17 protein-coding genes and 1 riboswitch are annotated in these 20,709 nt (G+C 33.7%); of the genes, 8 read left to right on the plus strand and 9 right to left on the minus strand.

Features of this window, described 5'->3' with window-relative positions; all coding sequences use genetic code 11:
- Window positions 1-14 precede the first annotated feature (14 nt).
- Window positions 15-254 (minus strand): CDGSH iron-sulfur domain-containing protein, encoded by a 240-nt coding sequence (locus DK508_RS01760; RefSeq protein ID WP_109299022.1) that lies wholly within the window; start codon window positions 252-254, stop codon window positions 15-17.
- Window positions 255-408: 154 nt separating this feature from the next.
- Window positions 409-596: riboswitch (cobalamin riboswitch) on the plus strand.
- A gap of 166 nt (window positions 597-762) precedes the next feature.
- On the opposite strand from DK508_RS01760, the gene metE reads away from it, so the two are divergent.
- Window positions 763-3,081 carry a 5-methyltetrahydropteroyltriglutamate--homocysteine S-methyltransferase gene (metE, locus tag DK508_RS01765; protein ID WP_109299023.1) on the plus strand — a complete coding sequence of 773 codons (2,319 nt, stop codon included), beginning with the start codon at window positions 763-765 and terminating at the stop codon, window positions 3,079-3,081.
- Window positions 3,082-3,146: 65 nt separating this feature from the next.
- Here metE and DK508_RS01770 read toward each other — a convergent pair whose 3' ends face one another.
- The 7 genes from DK508_RS01770 to DK508_RS01800 form a co-directional block, all read right to left on the minus strand.
- Window positions 3,147-4,514, minus strand: coding sequence for a DUF3179 domain-containing protein (locus DK508_RS01770; RefSeq protein WP_109299024.1), 1,368 nt, complete (start codon window positions 4,512-4,514; stop codon window positions 3,147-3,149).
- 70 nt (window positions 4,515-4,584) lie between these two features.
- A complete protein-coding gene (locus DK508_RS01775; protein ID WP_109299025.1) occupies window positions 4,585-6,351 on the minus strand; it encodes an ABC transporter ATP-binding protein in 1,767 nt (588 codons plus the stop codon).
- The gene (bla, locus tag DK508_RS01780; protein ID WP_109299026.1) at window positions 6,348-7,106 is read right to left on the minus strand and encodes a subclass B1 metallo-beta-lactamase; all 759 of its coding nucleotides are present in this window, start codon (window positions 7,104-7,106) and stop codon (window positions 6,348-6,350) included. The genes DK508_RS01775 and bla overlap by 4 nt, the downstream gene beginning before the upstream one ends.
- Window positions 7,087-7,653, minus strand: a complete 567-nt coding sequence (locus tag DK508_RS01785) for a metal-dependent hydrolase (RefSeq protein ID WP_109299027.1) — start codon at window positions 7,651-7,653, stop codon at window positions 7,087-7,089. The genes bla and DK508_RS01785 overlap by 20 nt, the downstream gene beginning before the upstream one ends.
- A gap of 24 nt (window positions 7,654-7,677) precedes the next feature.
- Complete coding sequence (locus DK508_RS01790; RefSeq protein ID WP_109299028.1) at window positions 7,678-8,670, minus strand: DUF1028 domain-containing protein; 993 nt, start codon at window positions 8,668-8,670, stop codon at window positions 7,678-7,680.
- 43 nt (window positions 8,671-8,713) lie between these two features.
- Window positions 8,714-9,469, minus strand: a complete 756-nt coding sequence (locus DK508_RS01795) for an NYN domain-containing protein (RefSeq protein ID WP_109299029.1) — start codon at window positions 9,467-9,469, stop codon at window positions 8,714-8,716.
- Between the two features lie 58 nt (window positions 9,470-9,527).
- Window positions 9,528-10,886, minus strand: coding sequence for a DEAD/DEAH box helicase (locus DK508_RS01800; protein WP_109299243.1), 1,359 nt, complete (start codon window positions 10,884-10,886; stop codon window positions 9,528-9,530).
- A gap of 86 nt (window positions 10,887-10,972) precedes the next feature.
- Here DK508_RS01800 and DK508_RS01805 point away from each other — a divergent pair, with 86 nt between their 5' ends.
- The 3 genes from DK508_RS01805 to DK508_RS01815 all read left to right on the plus strand — a co-directional run bounded on the left by DK508_RS01805 (window position 10,973) and on the right by DK508_RS01815 (window position 13,150).
- Entirely contained in the window at window positions 10,973-11,512 is a 540-nt protein-coding gene (locus DK508_RS01805) for an NADPH-dependent FMN reductase (protein ID WP_109299030.1), read from the plus strand.
- Between the two features lie 4 nt (window positions 11,513-11,516).
- Window positions 11,517-12,827 carry an aminodeoxychorismate synthase component I gene (gene pabB / locus DK508_RS01810; RefSeq protein WP_109299031.1) on the plus strand — a complete coding sequence of 437 codons (1,311 nt, stop codon included), beginning with the start codon at window positions 11,517-11,519 and terminating at the stop codon, window positions 12,825-12,827.
- A 77-nt stretch (window positions 12,828-12,904) separates the two neighbouring features.
- The gene (locus DK508_RS01815; protein WP_255411285.1) at window positions 12,905-13,150 is read left to right on the plus strand and encodes a LytTR family DNA-binding domain-containing protein; all 246 of its coding nucleotides are present in this window, start codon (window positions 12,905-12,907) and stop codon (window positions 13,148-13,150) included.
- Window positions 13,151-13,211: 61 nt separating this feature from the next.
- Here the strand turns inward: DK508_RS01815 and DK508_RS01820 are convergent, their stop codons facing one another.
- Window positions 13,212-13,913, minus strand: coding sequence for a hypothetical protein (locus DK508_RS01820; protein WP_109299033.1), 702 nt, complete (start codon window positions 13,911-13,913; stop codon window positions 13,212-13,214).
- A 157-nt stretch (window positions 13,914-14,070) separates the two neighbouring features.
- Between DK508_RS01820 and tilS the strand changes: the two genes are divergently transcribed.
- From tilS to DK508_RS01840, 4 genes are all read left to right on the plus strand, one after another.
- Complete coding sequence (tilS, locus tag DK508_RS01825; RefSeq protein ID WP_109299034.1) at window positions 14,071-15,384, plus strand: tRNA lysidine(34) synthetase TilS; 1,314 nt, start codon at window positions 14,071-14,073, stop codon at window positions 15,382-15,384.
- Complete coding sequence (locus DK508_RS01830; protein ID WP_109299035.1) at window positions 15,384-17,369, plus strand: cytochrome c biogenesis protein CcdA; 1,986 nt, start codon at window positions 15,384-15,386, stop codon at window positions 17,367-17,369. The genes tilS and DK508_RS01830 overlap by 1 nt, the downstream gene beginning before the upstream one ends.
- 101 nt (window positions 17,370-17,470) lie before the next feature.
- Window positions 17,471-18,109 carry a Crp/Fnr family transcriptional regulator gene (locus DK508_RS01835; protein ID WP_109299036.1) on the plus strand — a complete coding sequence of 213 codons (639 nt, stop codon included), beginning with the start codon at window positions 17,471-17,473 and terminating at the stop codon, window positions 18,107-18,109.
- A 209-nt stretch (window positions 18,110-18,318) separates the two neighbouring features.
- On the plus strand, window positions 18,319-20,685 hold the full coding sequence (locus DK508_RS01840) for a spondin domain-containing protein (RefSeq protein WP_109299037.1): 2,367 nt from the start codon (window positions 18,319-18,321) through the stop codon (window positions 20,683-20,685).
- Window positions 20,686-20,709: the final 24 nt, after the last annotated feature.

Raw genomic sequence — 20,709 nt, forward strand, 5'->3', positions numbered from 1 at the left:
AATTGAACATTATTCTAGTTTTTATGAGACCCATCGCAATAAGGAGGGTTTTTAGTTTCTTTACAGGTACATAAATAAGCTTCTTTGGCAGTATCCACACTAAAAATTAAAGGATTTGTAGCTTCTTCTTTTTTATGACTACCATTACAAAAAGGTTGATCAGCGCTATGCCCGCAGGTACACCAAGCATAGTTCTTATCTGCTTCTAATTGACAAGGTATTGGAGCGTTACCACCCCGTATATTATTTTCCATAGACTTAATTTAACGTTCTTTAAAATTATTGAATCTGGAGTTAAGATTGATTTTAAATAGGGAATCTTCAATAATCTTGCTTTTATATGGGTTTTGGCATGAACAAAGATTATTTGACGTACCTTTATAATCAATAAAAGTTCTTTACATATACTATTCATCATCCGATATAGGTTTTGCTTAATTGTGAATTAATAGGGAATCATGTGAAAATCATGAACTGTCGCGCAACTGTAAGTAACTATATAGTTTTTATCGATTATATCCACTGTCATATTTGTGATGGGAAGGAAGATAAAAATGTTACAAGTCAGGAGACCTGCCTATCATCGAATTGACTATGCTTTCGCGGTTTAAAGTTTATGTTATAATCGATGTTACACCAATTAAAAAAATATTTTTATTGGCGCATTTTTGATTTATATAACTTCATATTTTTTACCCTTAAACATTTCGAATTTATCTAAAGAATTATAGAGATTTCTATTAATTTTTTAAAATTTAAATTATGCTTACACACAATTTAGGCTACCCGCGTATTGGTAGTAAGAGGGAGCTAAAAAAAGTTTCAGAGGAGTATTGGTCAGGAAAGACTACTAGTAAAAACCTAATCCAAGTAGCAAAAAATATTAGAAGCCAAAATTGGCTATTGCAAAAGGATATAGGAATAGATTTGATACCATCAAATGATTTTTCTCTTTATGATCAAGTATTAGATATGTCCTTGATGGTAGGTGCTATACCAAAAAGATTTGAAACCTTATTATCAGAAAAATTTAGTTACTTAGATGTGTACTACGCAATGGCTAGAGGTTATCAAAAAGATGATCATGATATAAAAGCCATGGAAATGACAAAATGGTTCGATACTAATTACCATTATATTGTTCCTGAATTTTATGAAGATCAAGAGTTTCAATTATTCTCTACCAAAGTGATTGACGAATTTTATGAAGCTAAGGAATTAGGGATTCTTACTAAGCCCGTATTAATTGGCCCAGTTTCCTACATTTTGTTAGGAAAAGAAAAAGAAGGGAATTTTGATAAAACTGAATTGTTGAAAAAATTAATTCCTGTTTATATTGAGATTATTGAAAAATTGGAAGCTTTAGGAGTGGAGTGGATTCAATTTGATGAACCTTTTTTAGGACTTGATCTTTCTGATAAAGAGAAGAATGCTTATAAAGAAGTGTATCTTATTTTGAAAAGTACTTTTCCTAAAATCAAAATAATGATAGCAACTTATTTTGAAGGCGTAACGGATAATCTTTCTTTGATTGCCGATGATTTGCTAATTAATGCATTACATATAGATTTGGTTCGGAATCCAGAGCAGTTAGGTCCTGTTTTAAATAAGTTACCCGATCGAATTCAACTTTCTTTAGGAGTGGTAGATGGTCGAAATATTTGGAAAAACGAATATCAAGAATCATTACAGCTTATTTTTAACACTATAAAATCTAGAGATAAGGATACTATTTTAATTGCACCTTCTTGTTCTTTATTACATTCTCCTTGTGACCTAGATTTGGAAAAAGGAGAAAATATAGTTTTATCTGATATAAAGGATTGGATGGCTTTTGCAAAGCAGAAACTAAATGAAGTGGTTGTATTAAAACAACTTGCATTGAGTAAAGAGCAGGATGAATTCTTGATTAAATTAGAAAATAACATACAATCTCATACCAACAGAAGAAATTCCAAATATATCCAAAACCTAAAAGTGAAAGATAGAGTGAGTTCTATTTCGCATAAAGAAACCCATAGAGATAATTCGTTTAAAATCAGGAAAGAATTACAAGAAAAAGAGTTGAGGTTACCATTTTTTCCAACGACTACTATTGGTTCTTTTCCTCAAACAAAAGCGGTTAGGAATTGGAGATATAAATATAAAAAAGGAGAACTTTCTTTAGAAGAATATAATGATCATATTAAAGACGAAATAAGAAATGCTATTGATTGGCAAGAAAAAATAGATCTTGATGTTTTAGTACATGGGGAGTTTGAGCGCAACGATATGGTAGAATATTTTGGCGAACAGTTAGAGGGTTTTGCTTTTACAAAATTTGGATGGGTACAAAGTTATGGGTCTAGATGTGTAAAGCCACCGATTATTTATGGTAGTGTAGATAGACTTAAAGCAATGACTGTTGATTGGACAGTTTTTGCACAATCCTTAACGTCAAAATTGGTAAAAGGAATGCTCACTGGGCCGATAACCATTTTACAATGGTCTTTTGTTCGAAACGATCAGCCAAGATCCTTAACTTGTAAAGAGATTGCACTTGCGATTAGAGATGAGGTAAAAGAATTAGAAGAAAACGGAATCAAGATTATTCAGATTGATGAACCCGCTTTAAGAGAGGGATTGCCTTTACGAAGCAAAGACTGGAAAGCTTATTTGAAATGGGCTATCGAAGCATTTAAAATAACAGCAACAGTAGTTAAAAATGAAACGCAGATACATACGCATATGTGCTATTCAGAGTTTAACGATATCATTGATGATATAGCAAGAATGGATGCTGATGTCATTACGATAGAGTGCTCAAGATCTCAAATGGAATTATTAGACGCCTTTAAAGATTTTGAATACCCTAATGATATTGGCCCTGGAGTATATGATATTCATGCTCCAAGAATTCCGAATACTTCTGAAATTGTAGATTTAATGCATAAAGCACAACAATACATCCCAATTAGACAGTTGTGGGTTAACCCTGATTGTGGTTTGAAAACCAGGGGATGGAAAGAAACAGAGGAATCATTAAAAGCAATGGTAGAAGCTGCAAAACAATTGCGAGTAGAAATGACTCAAATGGTTTGATTTTAATTTATTCTATTTAAATGACTTCTCCCAATCCATGATTCGGAGAGGTCTTTTTTTTGATGCTACTTTATCAATTTTACTTCTGGAAATGCAGCTTTATAACCAAACCAAAAGGCATTGTGAGTTGGTAAACGATTTAGGACCGTATTGGTTGTTATATTTCGTAATTCGTTTTCAAGTAGATCCCAAGTATTTCCATTTGCATCTATAGCTTTTGACCCTTTGTCGTATGAGATAAATTGAACATTTTCTGTGAAATATACTCTATGTGCACCACTAGAATCTGTAAAAACGGTAAAGTTTTTTGAGTTAATGGCACTTTGATAAAGTTCATTTTTTTTCAAAAATTTCGAAGAAATAGCAAGGTTTTCATCTGTTTCTTGGGGCAATCGAATGGCTAAAATTTCTTGCTTGTTGAGCAATCTATTATCTCTTTTGGGTACAGAAAACATAAGTTCATCTGTAGAGAAATAATCTTTGTAAGCTATACCTTCGCCATAATCTCTACGATGTCCCGTTTTTTTAGATAATACTGTAGTTTCGGGATGCAGTTTTTTCCACTCACCCCAAGTAGTCGTAACAACACTAAGGTATTCTAGTTCTATTCTTTTACCAACCAAAGGGCCAATCACGGGTTTCCCCCAAAGAGTGTTCCATAGAGATTGTGTTTTTTGATCGTACATTAATTTATTGGATCGATATAAAAAACCACTTGTTCCTAGTTGATATTTGATCCCATCTTTTTCGGTTTTATAAAGAATTACTGTTCCACAAAGAGTGCAATATACACCTGCTACGGGTATGTTACCTACCTGATCAGTAAACATCTCATGCCAAGCAAGGATACGTTTAGGATATGCCCGGGTATCCCCATTAACCGAAATACCAAAAATAATATCTTTATCATTGAGATAAGATGCTGCTTCTGCAGCAATCATTTTGGGATTGCGTAAAGGCGGAATACCGTCTTGAATGACTCCTCCCCATCTCACTTCATCTAATCTAATTGTAGATTGGTGTTCTCGATCCAGAAAATAATTTCCAAAACGACTATCAATAACTTTGTGTAATGTGGCTTTAAAAGTATAGTACGACGGTTGATAAGAAGCTTCTTTATTCCATAGGAATTCGTACCACTTATTAAAATCGTACGAATAGTATTTTTTTGTTTTCTTTTGAAGAATATTTTGCAGTTTGACAGAGGTAGAGGGGCTTTTAAGAAAATATAAAGATTCAATAGCCAATATTTCAAAGTGTTTCGACCAATTATTTTCTATATACCGCAATGCGTTTTTATGAACTTGAGTATTTCCTGAGGTGAAAAAATCTAAAAAATACTCATAATCTTCTTTTTCGTTTTGTATTGAATTTTGCCCACTAATAAAACTTACATTCAAAACGAAAATTATACCTATCAAAAACCTATTCATCTGACCTACTTTAACAAGTAAGTCGTTTCAGATGTTGAATATCAACAGGTTTTAAGGAAATTTTAGTGAATTATATTCTTGCCTGATAGGTATATAAGTCAAAATACCTTCCTTTCGAAGCTATTAATTCGTCATGAGTACCTCGCTCTGCAATATTACCAGCTTCGATTACAAGAATTTGATTAGCTTTTTTGATGGTACTTAATCTATGAGCAATAACAAAAGTAGTTCTACCTTTCATTAATTCGGCTAAACTTTTTTGTATCAAAGCTTCACTTTCAGTATCCAAATTGGATGTTGCCTCGTCTAGAATAATAATCTTGGGGTCTGCAAGTATTGCTCTAGCGATTGCAATGCGTTGTCGTTGTCCTCCTGATAATTTTACTCCACGTTCACCAATTAGTGTATTTAGTCCTTCATCAAACCTATCTGTAAATTCGTTAACATAGGCTGCTATCACAGCTTTTTGAAGTTGTTCTTCGGTTGCATTAGGTCGAGGAAAAAGAATATTTTCTCTAATGGTACCTTCAAACAAAAATTCATCTTGTAACACAACCCCAAGGTTTTTGCGATAACTTCTTAGTTTAACCTTAGAAATATCATCATTATCAATGGTGATTAAACCTGATTTTGGATTGAGAAAAGTAGCAGCTAACCCGGCAATAGTGGATTTACCCGAACCAGAACTACCTACTAGCGCAGTGACCGATCCTGAAGAGGCTTTGAAACTAATATTATGCAAGACCTCTTTACCTTCTTCATACGCAAAAGAAACATTATCAAAAGCGATATCTCCTTTGATATTACCAAGCTCAATAGTTCTATCTTGCATCTCCTCTTCAGGAGTCATATTCATTAATTCTTCTGTTCTATCTAGTCCTGCTAATGCTTCAGTTAATTGGCTGCCTATATTACTCATCTGTACAATAGGGGCAATCATAAAGGCCAAATACATTGTAAAAGATAAAAAGTCTCCAGGAGTCATGGTTCCTTCCATCATATAATACCCCCCAATGCCCATAATACCGGTAGAGGCCATTCCTGCTAATAAAAAAGTAGAAGAACTAGTCATTAAAGCTGTGGCGGTTAAACTCTTTTTTACGTTTTGAAATAATTTATCTACTCCTTTTTCAAAAATCTTATTTTCTTGTTCTTCGGCATTAAAACCCTTAATCACCCTAACACCTGCCAAAGTTTCGGTTAATCTACCTTTTACTTCGGCATTGATTTCTCCTCGAATCCTAAAAATTGGTCGAATATATTTGAAAGCTTTTAAAGCAACAATCCCAAATAGAGTTACCGGGACTAATACAAATAGTGTCATCCAAGGGTTGATGTTTATAAGTAACCCTACAGAGACAATAGCAGTAAAAATACCACCGACCAATTGTACTAATCCGGTCCCAATTAGATTTCGAACCCCTTCTACATCACTCATAATCCTAGAGACTAAAGACCCTGATTTGGTGTTGTCAAAAAAACTAATGGGAAGAGATAATACTTTTTTCTGCACTTTAGCTCTTAATTCAGAAATAAGAAATTGAGCCTGAACACTTAAAATCCGGGTTAACAAAAACGAACTCGTAGCTTGCACAAGTATTGCTGTTCCTACAATGATCAATAATTCGTATAGCTGACTCATATCTCTACTTGGTACAACATCATCCAAAAGCGTTTTACTTTTCCATGGTAGTATAAGTCCAGCAACTCTATTAAAAATGATAAGTATTAAACCAATAAAAACAAGATTTCGTTTGGGCCAGATAATTGTTTTAAAGGCTTTAACGATACTTATTTTTGATTTTTTTTTAGTGTTTTTATTCTCTATTGTTTTCATTTATTGGATTGAGTATTAAATAAGGCAATCGTATAATCTAAAAGATCTTGCCCTCCATGTTTTCCATGCCCTGGTATTACTACCTTTACATTGGGATGTTCCTTTTTGATTTTAGAAACGGTTTCAGACCATTGGGATATGTTGGCATCTGCTAGATTTCCTTTTTTAGCATCAAGACTTTTGATCATACATCCTCCAAAAATAATCTCTTCTTCTGGAAAATAAGAGATGATATTATCACTGGTATGTGCTTCACCAAAGAAAGTATTTATAATGGTTTTATTTCCCAATTTTAATTTTGAACGATTTTCAAATACACGATCCGGAGTATCAGATTTAGCCTCGTTCATAAGGAAAAGTGTTTTGCCAGAAGCAATACAAGGGATGTCATGACTTTTAAAAATATCCATCCCCTCTATACAATCTCGATGAAAGTGATTAAATATTACCCCTTTTATAGTAACTTTTTGAGTATTTTGCAACCAGTTTATCAATGCTATTGTTGCTTTGTCATTGGCGGGAGTATCGAAAACATAAGCTTCAGAATTGTTAATGTACACAAATCCATTGCTTGGAAATTTATTTCCACTTTCTAGATATATTTCAGAAATATGGATATAACTATGGTCATTAATTTTGATAAGTTGTAAATCTTCTGAAATCTCAATTGTTTCTACTTCTTTATTAGTGTTACATGAATATAATAGTAAAGAAAAAGATACAAGGGTGAGTAATTTACTTAGTGTTTTGGTCATTTGGTTTGTTAAAAGTTGTTTTCTTGTTGCGGTAATGCATCACTAAGATATAAATCCCCGTTGGAATTCCGATCCAGATCAGTTCACTTAACAATACTTTAATGCCCCAGATGCTAAAAAACTTACTAGCTCCGATAGGTGAAACTTGAATAGGGCGCCAAGGAAAAAAATACCTAGCGTTATCAAAGGGAGAGAAAAATGCAATTCCGAGACCACCAGTAGTCATAGCATCCAAAACACCATGTGATGCAGTACATATTGAAAAATAACAAATCAGGATTATTCCTGTTTTGCTAGCTATTTTGTTGGTATAAAAAATGAGCGCAATAAGTACGCCCAGTAGTAAAGCAAAAACTAAAGAGTGTGAGAATCCTCTATGTCCCCAAAAATCTTCATAAGCGATACCAAATTTAAACCCTACTACGTCGGCATCTGGTAAGATGGCACAGAGAATTCCTAAGAGCCAAAATTTACGAGTTTTAATTTCTTCAGAGAAACCTTTACTTAGAGCATAGGCGGTAAAAGCATGTGCGAATATAGAAGCCAATTAAAAATGTGATTTTGGTTGTTATTATAAGTTAATTACTTGTTCAAATTGTTTTTTTGGGATAGTAAGTAATCCAGACTTTGGTAATCTCTTAGTTAACTCTCTCCAATTATTATCCTTTTCAAAAATATATGTAAATATGGGTAAGGCTTCTTCGAGTCTTTTATTATTTGCTAGAGCTATAGCTTTCCAATATTTCATTTCTAAATTTTCGGGAAATAATTTTTCAGCAGCACCGTATTCTTTCAAGGCATTCGTCATATCTCCAACTTCTACGGCTAGGTCACCTTTGTTCATATGTTCGTACGCTTTATGTACTTCTAGCAAACGCTGCAACTCCTTTAGGGGCTCGTTATGATCATCCACTCTTAGATTTATTTTTTTATCCTCCCATGAGTTTTTAGCAGGTTTTGCATGTACCACTAATAAAGCAGCAGATTGTTTACCTCTAATATCGCCTCCTGCTTTTTGAGCAGCAATAAGTACTTTGACAACTCGATCGGCTAGAGGTAGGTTTTTATGTGTTTCAAAAGCTTTTGCCATTGCAGGAACTACTTTGTCATTGAGCATCATGTTGGCTTGTACAGAGAAGTTATCTCCTGTGATATGATGCGCAGAGACAATACATTTTTTACCCGTAAATGCAGAGGTGTTACCATTAATATCCAAAAAGGCAACTTGTCTAAAATCTTTTCCTTCATCTTTTGATACCAATATCTCAAGAGCTTCTTTGGCAGTTTTACCCTCGCCCATAAGTTTTAGGCCATCCGGGCCGTAAGCTGGATTAACAAAAGACTGTGTTGCAACGACACCTACTCCCGATTGTCCCCAAGAAACAATTGAACCTACAGAAAACCAATGACTTTGTACTCCCACCGCCATCTCTCCCGTAGTAGGATCTTTTGCGACTATAGAAAAAGTATGAGCGAACTTTTCTTTATAGACCTGTTGAGCTTCGATTTGATAAGATATCAGAAAAGTAAGCAAGCATAAAATTTTTAAAACTTGTGATTTCATATCTCTGTATTTAATAGTAATGAATTTTTAAAGAAACGTATGATTATCTCTTTCTTTGTTTTTTATTTCTGACATAAATTAACTTAGATTTTCCTTTTGCCGCCTCTCGTTGCTCTATTTCAAAACTTTTGATAGATTTAATCAAAGGTGTTAATTTTTGAAAACCATAGTTTCTCGAATCAAAATTGGGTTGTTTTTTTTGAATAAGACTACCTACATCTCCCAAAAAAGCCCACCCATCTTCGTCGGTTATATCAGAAATCGTAGCCGAGATCAATTTTATTTCTTTTTGGGTAATTTTATCGATATTATTTTTTACCTCTGGTTTCTTATCAGTAGACTCTGATTCATCTTCATCGTCTTCGGTTTTATATTTTAGTATTTCGAGGTATATAAACTTATCGCATGCAACAATAAAGGGGTTTGGTGTTTTCTTTTCTCCAATACCAAAAACTTTCATCCCTGCTTCTCGAAGTCTTGTCGCCAAACGTGTAAAATCACTATCGCTTGAGACTAAACAAAATCCGTTAACTTTTCCAGAATATAAAATATCCATGGCATCGATAATCATAGCAGAGTCAGTAGCATTTTTGCCTCTGGTATATCCATATTGTTGTATAGGCGTTATAGCATTCTCTAGAAGAATTTTTTTCCATTTAGAAAGATCTGGTTTGGTCCAGTCTCCGTATATTCTTTTGATAGTGGGATTGCCATATTTGGCAATTTCTTCCATCATTTCTTTGATATAACTAGATGGGATATTATCACCATCAATGAGTACTGCAAGGTTTAAATCCATAAAAATTAGTTTCTTGTGCTATAAGTATCAGTGCTCATTCTTTAAGCTTTTTCAGGACTTATCGCTTCTTTCTTTTATTCTTTAAATTATAAGTTTTGTCTCCTTTGGTTTTAGGTTTTTTGTATTTCTTTTTAATTTCTCTTTGATACGACCCTCCTAGATTTACCTTTCTGTTTTTCTCCTTTTTTTCATGAAAAGCGGCTCCAACCTCTTCATCATTAGGACGTTTATGAGGATTATTGATCTCTTTGATTTTAGGTTGTTCTTCAGGAGTAAGTTGTTTAGATATTTCAACTTCTGCAGGTAAAGGGATTTGCTCGATTGTCATCTCCATTAAACTCTCTATACCTTCTAGATATTCCTGTTCTTTTTCGGTAGTAAGTACAAAAGAAACACCTTCTTTTTCTGCTCGACCCGTTCTTCCTATTCTGTGCATATAGTTTTCGGGATATTCAGGCGTATCAAGATTGATTACCTGGCTTACATTTTCTATATCGAGTCCTCTGGCCATTACATCGGTGGCAATAAGTATTCTATTTTCACCTTTTCTAAATTGTTCGATACTTCGTAACCTATAATTCTGGGTTTTATTAGAATGTATAATACAAATCTCATCTGCATATTTCTGTTCTAATTGTTCAAATAACCGATCGGCAATTTTTTTATACCCAACAAAAATTAATGTTTTATGATAAGTCTCTTTGTCGGTAAGTAAATGTTCTAATAGGTTTACTTTTGTATAGAAGTTAGGAACCTTATATCCATATTGTTTAATATTATCCAGTGGTGTTCCACTTTTCGCGACCGAAACTTTATGAGGCTTTATAAATGTCTCTGAAATCATTTGATCCACCTCCTCTGTCATAGTTGCAGAAAACATAATATTTTGCCTTTGTCTAGGAAGGATATCAAAAATGTTCATTAATTGATGCCTAAACCCAAGATCTAACATGACATCTACTTCGTCAATAACTAATTTCTGAATAGATTTTAATTGTAGTGTTCTGCTTACTGCTAAGTCGTATAACCGACCAGGAGTGGCCACAATAACATCAAGTCCTTGAGAAACGACTTGTTTTTGCGTGTTGATATTAGTTCCTCCATACACCCCAGTAATACGTAAATTGATATATGAAGATAGTTTTTGTATTTCATCTACTACTTGTACAACTAATTCTCGAGTAGGCACTAAAACTAGCACCCTTGGGTTTTGCTGTACCGAGTATTTTAGCATTCTTAATATAGGTAACATATACGCATAAGTTTTTCCTGTACCCGTTTGTGCAATACCTACTACATCCTTACCAGACATAACTACAGAAAATGATTTTTCCTGAATGGGTGTTGGGGTAGTAAACCCTAAATCATCAAGGGCGTTAAGAAGAGGAGTGCTTAAATTTAAATCTTGAAATGTCAATTGATTCATCTTTTTGGTGATACAAAGGTAGCCTTATTTTGCGACTGTTTACTTTTTGGTTACTTTTGATATGTAATTATCAAAAAATGAAAAAAATTCTTGCTTTTGCTGGCTCTAATAGTAGTACTTCGATTAATCAAAAATTAGTAGAATTTGTTGCTACCGAAATAAAAGAACATGATGTGAAAGTCATTAATCTTCAACATTTTTCTATGATTATGTATAGCGAAGATGAAGAGAAAAATAATGGTTTTCCAGGAATGGCAATGGGACTTAAAAAAGAAATTTCTGAAGTAGATGCTCTAATCATTTCGGTAAGTGAGCATAATGGTAGTTGGAGTGCATTTTTTAAAAATATTATGGATTGGTTGTCTCGTTTAGATAGAAATTTTCTAGAAGGAAAGAAAATTCTATTAATGAGTACTTCTCCAGGAAAAAGAGGAGGAGTGGGCTCATTAGAATATGCCAAAAGTCTGTTGCCTAGGTTTGGAGCTGAGATCGTAGAGAGCTTCAGTTTCCCTTCTTTTTATGATAACTTTTCTGCAACATCCAATACCGTAACAGATGAGACTATTTTATTGGGATTAAACGAAGTTCTCAGTACTTTTGCACAGCAAATCAAATGAGTCAGTGCGAATTGTTCAAAAATATACCTTAGAAAACCCACAAGATTTTAAATTTAAATTGTTGCAATGGGGGCAACAATTTGATGATATAATTTGGTTAGATTCGAATGAATACAATCAAACATATTCTAGCTATGACGCTGTTCTTGGGGTAGATGCTTTTACCTCTATAAAAACTGATTATTATAATGGTTTTGATAAATTAAAAGAGTATCAAGAACAAACAGCGGATTGGATTTTTGGGTACCTTTCTTATGATTTAAAAAATGATACCGAGGATTTGGTATCTAACAATCATGATGAGTTACACTTTCCAGATTTGTATTTCTTTCAACCTAAAAAATTATTCTTTATTAAAGGAAACCGATTAGAAGTGCATTATTTGAGGATGGTGGATGATGAAATTGAAGAAGATTTAAATTTGATTCATACATTTCCGCGTAATTTGGATGCGCAGCCTAATGAAGATTCTCCTTGTGGTAAGGTAAAGATAAGTCTTAGGTTAACCAAAGATGTATATAAAGAAAAGATCAATCAAATGTTAGCACATATACATCGCGGAGATATTTATGAAGCTAATTTTTGTCAAGAATTTTTTGCCAAAGATAGTTGTATTGACCCGTTACAAACGTATTATCACCTTAACGCAATTTCTAAACCACCTTTTGCTACTTTTTTACGTTTTGATGATTCATATTTGTTGTCTGCCTCACCAGAACGGTATATAAGAAAAGAGGAGACAAAAATTATTTCTCAACCTATTAAGGGAACAGCCAAAAGAGCTGTAGATAATAAAACTGATCTTAAATTGGTAAAGGACTTAATGAATGATTCTAAAGAAAGATCAGAGAACATAATGATCGTAGATTTGGTAAGAAATGATTTGTCAAAAACAGCGGTTAAAGGTTCAGTTAAGGTCGAAGAACTATGCAAAGTTTATAGCTTTAAACAGGTTCACCAAATGATATCTACCATTGTTTCTAAAGTAGAAGAAACCATTTCACCTATAGATATTATACGAACTACTTTTCCGATGGGCAGTATGACGGGTGCGCCAAAGATTTCTGCCATGCAGATTATTGAAGACCTTGAGACTACAAAACGGGGTTTATATAGTGGCGCTGTAGGATATTTTTCTCCCAATGGTGATTTTGATTTTAATGTGGTAATCAGGAGTATACTATACAATGCCCAAGAAAAGTACATCTCTTATACCGTTGGTGGAGCAATTACTGCAAAATCAGATCCAGACAAAGAATATGAAGAATGCTTACTTAAAGCAAAAGCAATGAGAGAAGTATTAGAAGGGGTATAGGTTTTGTACTACTAATACGAAAGATTGTTGTCAATTTTGATGTTCTTTTTGTTCAGGCTTTATAAAACTGCGTAACGATACATTCTCATGAGAAAAAATATATGCTCTTGTTGTCTTTAAAAAGTGTTGAAGAAAAATTGAAGTGTAAAAACTTTACAAGAACTCATAAATCATATATCGTATCTATTTCTAAAATAGATACTCTTGAGAGTCATGTACTAGGTATTGGATCTAATAAAATCCCCATTAGTCGAAATTACAGTAAAGAGGTAAAGGAAAAAGTGGTACAAGGTAAACTCTGGAGAAATGACTCTAAAAGCTGAAAAATAACATTGGTTAGTAGTCAATAATAATTTGCTCTAGCATTATAGATTAATTCTGAAATTATATCAGATTTCGCCTAAAACTTTTTCTAATACTAATAATTGTCTCTTTTACTTCTTGAGCGGTTATCTCTTTAATAGTCGCTATTTCTTCAAAATTTAGCTTCCCGAACACGAATAAGTCAATTATTTTTGATGTTTCTAGAGGCAACCAGCTATAAAACTTGCCTAATAATTTTTGTTTTCTAAAATCAGTAGAAGGTTCTGTTTCTATTATTTTGAGCATGTCAGAATCCCGATCGGCATAGATAAAACTTTGTTTATTTTCTTCATGTTGATGATAACAAATATCATCCAAATCTTCTTTCATTACAAGTTCATTATCCCCTTCTGTAGTATAGTTTTCTTCTAACTTTTCAAGTTCTATTTTTAAAAAGTGATTTGTACTGATGCTCCTTTGATGCCACCCTTCTTTTATGTAGAGCTCATCGATTAAATCATCTGCAATCTTAAAAAGCTTAAGTTCAAGAGATAATGTGTCTATTTCGACATTGAAACCATCATAATACAACTTTAATATAGCATCATCAATAATACCATTAGAGCAATACATATTTTGAGGTAGGATACCTATACTTTCGGCAATGTATAATCGGTGTTTTACGTATGGATGTAAGTGCGGAACTATGGATAGTAATTTTTTACTAAATTCCCTTTTATCATCATCTCTATAAAATTTCTGCTGTTCATGTATCTTATTCATCGGTGAGTGATTTAAGAGTTCTCCTTTAAAAATAACGAAAACAAACCAATTTAGATGTTAAAATATTGAAAATCAGTGTATAAATCTATTTTTAACGCAGGTTGAGATCGCCAATCAAAATTGTATATTTGAAAAATCATATAAAATATACTCGCATTTGTTACAAGAATTTAAAGATCATATTTCAAATCACCTTCCCTTTTTATTAAAAGGAAGGTTATTAATAGCGTGTAGTGGAGGCTTGGATAGTGTTGTTCTAACACATTTATGTAATAGACTATCCTTCGAATTTGGAATTGCACATTGCAACTTTAAGTTAAGGGATATTGAAAGCGATACTGATGAAAAATTTGTGAAAACATTAGCACACAAAATAAATGCTCCATTTTTCTGCACTAGTTTTGAGACCGAACGTTATGCGGGGGAGGAGGTCTTATCGATTCAAATGGCAGCTAGAGACCTAAGGTATAGATGGTTTGATGAAATAGCAATCGAGTATCAATGGGACTATATTTTAACGGCGCATCATGCTGATGATAACCTGGAAACCTTTTTAATAAATCTTTCTAGAGGAACCGGAATTGATGGATTAACGGGTATCCCAGAAATCAACAATAAATATATAAGGCCTTTATTGCCGTTTTCGAGGGATCAAATGCTAGAATATGCCAAAAAGCATGAAATCGAATGGAGAGAAGATAGTAGTAACCAAAGCAAAAAATATGTAAGAAATAAACTCAGGCATGATGTAATTCCAGAATTAAAATCAGTATCGCCTGGTTTTTTAGAGCGTTTTGGAACAACATTATCTAATTTAAAAGCAGGTAGTGATTTTATTAAGGTACAGCTATTTAAAATTAAAAAAGAATTGTTTTTACCTTCGGAAGATGGAAGTATTCGCATTTCGATTAATAAATTGCATGAATACGGGAACCCGAGAACTAGCCTGTTTTTTTTACTAAAAGAATATGGTTTTAAAGCCTGGGATGATATTGAACAAATAATGACTTCGCAATCTGGGAAACAAATATTTTCAACTTCACATCGATTAGTAAAGGATAGAGATTACTTATTATTATCCCCTATTGTCGAAAAAACTCCAGACATTGTTTATACTATTCCGGAAGAAGAAAGTATGTTCATGTTTTCATCAGGAACCCTTAAGTTTAAAGAGGTAGAAGAGATGTATACTCCTGATCTTAAAACTATTTTCGTTGATAAGAAAAAGTTAAAGTACCCTTTATTTGTAAGAAAATGGAAAGAAGGCGACTATTTTTATCCCCTGGGAATGGAAGGTAAAAAAAAGCTAAGTAAATATTTTAAGGATGAAAAGTTATCTTTACTTGCCAAAGAAAGGGTGTGGCTTTTATGTTCTGAAAACGAAATCATTTGGATCATAAATTATAGAGCCGATAATAGATTTAAAATTACGTCCCAAACTGAAGAAATATTAAAAATAACCATAACCTAATGAGATACTACCTACTATCATTATTAACATTACTATTATTTACATCATCTCTTTTTTCTCAAACCTTGGATCCAATTAAATGGAAAGCAAGTATAGAAAAAGAAACCGAAGATGTATTCATACTTACATTTAAAGCTAAGCTCGATAAAGGATGGCATCTATATTCTCAAAATGAAGCAGAAAGCGATGAAATAGCACCCACGCCAACAGAGTTCTCTTATAATAATACTCCCGAAACCTATGTGCTTTTAGGTGAAACTATAGAGCCAAAAGGGATAGAAAAATACGATAATATCTTTGAGATGGAAGTGAAATACTTCGAGGAAAAAGTCACTTTTACTCAAAGGATAAAACGTATTGATAAAAATTTAGATACAGTTAAGGCCGAAGTTTTCTTTTCGGTATGTGATGACGAACGATGTTTGGCTCCGCAAGCAATAGAATTTGATATTAGTCTTACGGGTACGGCAATAGAAAATAAAGGAGATCTTGCTTCTATCACTGAAGAGGATAGAAATAAATCTGAAGCATTGTTTATTGATGTAAAAGGAAAAGAAGTTTACCCATCAGAACAAGTCGAAAAGAAAAGTTATCTCAATATTTTTGTTTTAGGGTTTTTAGGAGGATTAATTGCATTATTAACTCCTTGTGTATTTCCTATGATTCCGCTTACAGTTTCTTTTTTCACAAAAAGTGCAAAAGACAAGAAAAAAGGACTTTTTAATGCTGTCCTTTATGGATTATTCATTTTTGCTATTTATGTGCTTTTAAGCCTACCTTTTCATTTGTTAGATTCGGTAGATCCCGAGATATTAAATAACATCTCAACTAATGTAACTTTAAACATAGTTTTCTTTATCATCTTTATTGTTTTCGCAATATCGTTTTTCGGGTATTTTGAGATTACGTTACCAGCCTCATGGAGTAATAAGATGGATAGTAAAGCTACAAGTGTAGGAGGTGTATTAGGAGTCTTTTTCATGGCTCTAACGCTTGCTTTAGTATCATTTTCATGTACTGGTCCTATTTTAGGGTCTCTATTAGGAGGTTCTCTAAGTAGCGATGGCGGAGCAATGCAACTTAGTTTCGGAATGGGAGGATTTGGATTAGCTCTAGCATTACCATTTGCATTATTTGCATTATTCCCGAACTGGTTAAATTCTTTACCAAAGAGTGGTGGTTGGTTAAACACAGTTAAAGTAGTTCTTGGTTTTATAGAATTAGCATTGGCATTTAAATTTTTATCAAATGCAGATCTTGTTGAGCATTGGGGGATCCTTAAACGCGAAATATTTATAGGTATCTGGATTATTATCGGTATAGGAATGGTCCTGTACTTATTCGGAATAATACGTTTTCCTCATGATAGCGCATTACAAAAACTTAGTAAGGCAAGAAAAACCTTAGGCGTACTAACCTTAGCTTTTGTGATTTACTTGTTGCCTGGATTAACTAATACGGCTTATGCAAATCTTAAATTATTAAGTGGTTTTCCGCCACCTTTATTTTATAGTATTTATAAAAAAGAAGCTCACGGGCCTTTGGGATTAAATGCATATACTGATTTTGAAGAAGGGGTAAAGGCAGCCAAACTTCAAAACAAGCCTATAATGATTGATTTTACGGGTTGGGCTTGTGTGAATTGCCGTAAGATGGAAGAACAGGTATGGAGTAATCCAGAAATAATTGAAATTCTAAAAAATAAATATGTCTTGATCTCACTATATGTAGATGATCGCGAAGACTTGTCTGAAAATGATCAATTTAAGTTTCTTAAATCAGATGGTAGGGTCAAAAACATCAAAACTATAGGTGATAAGTGGGCAACCTTTCAAACGCTTAATTTTCAGAACAATTCACAACCGTATTACGTTTTATTAGATACAGATATGAATTTACTAAATCGTACAACGGCGTATACTCCAGATGTTAGTGAATACCTAAAATGGTTACAAACTGGTTTAGTGAACCATAAAGCAAAATAATTTCTCAAAATAGTCTAATAGATTTTTATTATAGTTGAAATGTAAGTGTGGAATGATTTTTTCGACCTAACGTGTAGTGCTAACTAAAAATAACTAGACGGATGTTAAGTGAAAAAATTGAACTTTCCCAATGTTTTCCATTTATCGAAAAAGACCTAAAGGATGAGTTGCTCTCTTTTGGAGAACTTAAAAATATACCCGAAGGTAAATACGTGGTAAAACAGGGAAGTTATCTTAATTTTTTACCGATCATTCTAGATGGTTTAATTAAAATGTATGCCGAAGAGGAAGAGGTAGAATTTCTTTTATACTACATACATCCAGGTCAGTGCTGTATTCTTAGTTTTAATCATTTATTTAGCCCTGAGGCCGTTCGTTTTTCGGCGGTAACAGAGAAAGAAACTAAAGTATTGTGTTTACCCATGCAAAAAGTAAAAGAGTGGTTTGTAAAATATCCATCATTTACTCAGATCATTTTAAAAGATTTTCAAAGAAATTATGAAGATTTATTAAATACTACGAAACAGGTAGTGTGTTATAAGATTGAAGACAGATTGGTGAATTATTTAACCGAAAAAGCAAAGCTTCAAAACTGTAACATGATCCAAATGTCACACAAAGAAATTGCATCAGATTTGGGAACATCTCGCGAAGTAGTTTCGAGATTGACAAAAAAATTACAATCGACTAATTTATTAGTACAACATAAAAGACATATCGAACTTAAAAGTTTGAATTAGCCAAGTAGAAATAATACGATTTTTTACACCAATTCCGAATGTTCAAGAAGCATTCTGCTTTGGTGTGTTTTGTTTTTATAACACACTGTTTATCAGTTATTTAAATAACATTTCTTTAACACTAGACGGTGACTTTTGTCACCGTTATTAGCTAAGTATACCTACTACATTTGTTACAAATAAAATGAACAAATAAAAAAGTATGTATTATGAAAAAGTTTAACCTTTATGTATTAATTGGTCTATTGACCTTTGCTTCGTGTAGCGAAGATGATGACGTAATCACTCCTCCGGATAATGGCCCGGATCCAGTCGAAAACAATGTGGTTTTAAATGAGGTAAGATATCAAGATACCGATCTTGTTGAAATTTTTAATCAAGGAGATCAAGAAGCTGATCTTAATGATTATTGGTTATGCTTAGGACCAGGAACATATCAAAGAATAGGGGACCTTACTCCAGAAAGCGGAAATGTTGTAATTCCGGCAGGAGGGTACTTAGTATTATCTTATAATTTGCCTGATACCGATGGTGGTTTAGGGTTATATTCTACTAATGAATTTGCAAATTCTGATGCTATTGTAGATTTCGTGCAGTATGGTTCTGGAGGAAGTGCTAGAGAAGACGTTGCTGTAGCAGCAGGAATTTGGACTGCGGGCGAATTTGTGCCAACAGTAACTAGTGCAGATAACAGTATTGTTTTTGATGGAGAAGGAAATGCCGCAGCCGATTGGGCCGAAACTACTACAGTTACTTTTGGTGCAGAAAATATGTTAACAGTGCCTGTGCAATTACGTTCTGTTGTACTTAATGAAGTACAATATGGTAATAGAAACCTTGTAGAACTTTATAATAATGGTGATGTTACAGTAGATTTGAGTACGTATTGGTTATGTCTAGGACCTGGAACATATGTACAAATAGGAAATGTTACTCCAGAGAGTGGAAATATTCAATTAGAATCTGGTGAGTTCTTGGTATTACCATATGATATGCCGGATGTTGAAGGTGGTCTAGGATTATATTCTATGAATCAATTTGCTAATCCTGATGCTATTGTAGATTTTGTACAATGGGGTTCTGGTGGTAGTGCAAGAGAAGATGTTGCAGTAGCTGCAGGGATTTGGACAGTAGGAGAATTTGTTCCAACTGTTGGATTAGATAGTTTTAGTATAGAATATGATGGAGAAGGAGATGCGGCAGCAGATTGGAGTGAAGAGGTTAATCCATCATTAGGATTACCAAATGATACTCAAGGTGCAACAACGACGTTTAATATCACCATTAAAAACACAGTAAATTATTTGAATGTACATACGTTTACAACCCCTGTAGGAGCCGCAAGTCCAGGACCGTTGACTACTAATGGTGCTCAGTATCAAGTATCTTTTAAAGCAGTCGCTGGAGCAAAATTTACTCCCGTTACTATGATGGGAAATAGTAATGATTGGTTTTTAGCACCAACAGATCTAGATGGAATCGATTTATTCCCTAATGGCCAAGCACTTAATGGTGTAGATATAGCAGATCAACTTTCTTTGTACGATTTAGGAACAGAAGCCGATGGAGATCCAAGTACTTTTCCACCAGCAGGAGCTAATGTTGGCCCTGCAGATGCAAATACATCTGTTCGTTTGGTTCCAGGAAGAGATACAGGTGAGATCTATATGACAGCTGTTTTGGATTATGCAGCAGGAGATGGAAGCTCTGCAGGAACGTTTACATTAACAATTACGGCAATTAATACTCCTGATGCTTCAATGCCAGCAAGTCAGAATAACGGATTTGTAATTACACCGGGAATTGTAGTTTTACATGCACAAACTGAACCATTATTTACTCTTGGAGAAGAAGATAGAGGAGTAGGTCTCGAAGGAATTGCAGAAGATGGGATGCCTGGAGCTTTGTTTGACTGGTTTACAGAAACTGGATCTCAAGGAACACCATTAAGATTATCATCATCACTTACACCTTTTTCACCAGCCTTTATATATGCTTTTAATACCAACAGCGATCCTTGGTTTACCCAGGGAGAAGAAGCTAAAGCATCTAGTGGTTTAGAAGAAATAGCCGAAGACGGAAATAGAATGGTAGCTTATAATTACCTTAAAGATTTTGGTATTCCTGTTGCATTACCTGCAGAAGCAGGACCTATAATGCCAGGAGGATCATTCACTTTTACTATAGAAGTTCCTCAAGGACAAAATTATAAATTGGGATTTGGTACCATGTTTGTAAAATCTAATGACTGGTTTATAAGTACTAATAATGTTGGTTTAACATTATTCAATGCAGATGGAAGCCCTTTCGCAGGTAATGACGTAAGTTCTAACACATACTTATACGATGCAGGTACAGAAGAAGATCAACCAGTAGGATTTGGAAGTAACCAAGTAATGAATCAATCAGGGATTAATACAGGACCAGCAGATGCCAATACTACTATCAGAAGAGTATCATCTCTGGATGATGTACAATTCGGTAAAGGTGCTATCAATAGTGCTCCTGGAGTAACCTGGTCAGGTGATCCAAGAGGAGGTTATAATCTAATTGATGTAAACATTCAACCTCAATAACAAAATACCCCAGAAGCTGAATTA

This window comes from Aquimarina sp. AU474 (genome assembly GCF_900312815.1).
GTDB lineage: Bacteria > Bacteroidota > Bacteroidia > Flavobacteriales > Flavobacteriaceae > Aquimarina.

Coding starts and splice junctions, on each gene's coding strand:
- DK508_RS01760 (WP_109299022.1), bottom strand. CDS start 254: ATGGAAAATAATATACGGGGTGGTAACGCTCCAATACCTTGTCAATTA.
- metE (WP_109299023.1), top strand. CDS start 763: ATGCTTACACACAATTTAGGCTACCCGCGTATTGGTAGTAAGAGGGAG.
- DK508_RS01770 (WP_109299024.1), bottom strand. CDS start 4,514: ATGAATAGGTTTTTGATAGGTATAATTTTCGTTTTGAATGTAAGTTTT.
- DK508_RS01775 (WP_109299025.1), bottom strand. CDS start 6,351: ATGAAAACAATAGAGAATAAAAACACTAAAAAAAAATCAAAAATAAGT.
- bla (WP_109299026.1), bottom strand. CDS start 7,106: ATGACCAAAACACTAAGTAAATTACTCACCCTTGTATCTTTTTCTTTA.
- DK508_RS01790 (WP_109299028.1), bottom strand. CDS start 8,670: ATGAAATCACAAGTTTTAAAAATTTTATGCTTGCTTACTTTTCTGATA.
- DK508_RS01795 (WP_109299029.1), bottom strand. CDS start 9,469: ATGGATTTAAACCTTGCAGTACTCATTGATGGTGATAATATCCCATCT.
- DK508_RS01805 (WP_109299030.1), top strand. CDS start 10,973: ATGAAAAAAATTCTTGCTTTTGCTGGCTCTAATAGTAGTACTTCGATT.
- DK508_RS01820 (WP_109299033.1), bottom strand. CDS start 13,913: ATGAATAAGATACATGAACAGCAGAAATTTTATAGAGATGATGATAAA.
- DK508_RS01830 (WP_109299035.1), top strand. CDS start 15,384: ATGAGATACTACCTACTATCATTATTAACATTACTATTATTTACATCA.
- DK508_RS01835 (WP_109299036.1), top strand. CDS start 17,471: ATGTTAAGTGAAAAAATTGAACTTTCCCAATGTTTTCCATTTATCGAA.
- DK508_RS01840 (WP_109299037.1), top strand. CDS start 18,319: ATGAAAAAGTTTAACCTTTATGTATTAATTGGTCTATTGACCTTTGCT.